Below are 781 nucleotides of genomic sequence, written 5' to 3'. Positions count from 1 at the left end.
TTTTAATGGCGCGTATCATGCGGTAGTTGGAATGTTGGTCGCCCTCGAAATACAGCACGGTATCGACCATGTGTTCCAGCACGCGCGGGCCGGCAATCGCGCCGTCTTTGGTAACGTGTCCGACCAGTATCATGGCGATGCCCATCTGTTTCGCCATACGCGTCAGTTGGGCGGCACATTCGCGCACCTGCGACACGGAACCGGGGGCGGAAGTGATTTGGTCGGAATACATGGTTTGGATGGAGTCGATAACGACGACTTCGGGCTGATGCTGTTTCAAGGCCGTCTGAATCGCTTCCATGCGGATTTCAGCAAGCAGGTTCACGCCTTCGGTAGGCAGTTCCAAACGTTGTGCGCGCAGGGCGACTTGTTGGGCGGATTCTTCACCGGAAACGTACAGCACTTTACGGCTTTGCGCCATTTTGGCGATGGTTTGCAACAGCAACGTAGATTTGCCGATGCCGGGGTCGCCGCCGAGCAGGATGACCGCGCCATCGACCAAACCACCGCCCAATACGCGGTCAAGCTCGCCCATGCCGGTCGGATTACGCGGCACTTCGGTCGCGGTAACGGCGGAGAGGGATTGGACGGTCGAAGTGTCCGCCGCCCAAGATTGGAAACGGGCGTTTTTCGGTTCGGGCGCGGCCAGGCTTTCCTGAAGCGTGTTCCACTCGCCGCAATGCGGGCATTTACCCTGCCATTTCGGGGAAGTACCGCCGCATTCGGAACATTGGTAGATGGTTTTGGGGGCTTTTGCCATGGTGTTTTCCCTGTGGAATAT

Annotated in this window: 1 protein-coding gene; it reads right to left on the bottom strand. The window is 57.9% G+C overall.

The features are described from left to right. Window positions 1-760 (bottom strand): AAA family ATPase (locus ACTHUM_RS16165; protein WP_440403444.1); only part of this gene is annotated, 760 nt, incomplete at its 3' end. Window positions 761-781 lie beyond the last annotated feature (21 nt).

Source organism: Neisseria sp. P0021.S006, from assembly GCF_051956895.1.
The sequence above is the reverse complement of the archived record's forward strand: the minus strand, read 5'-3'. Positions and strand labels throughout refer to the sequence as shown.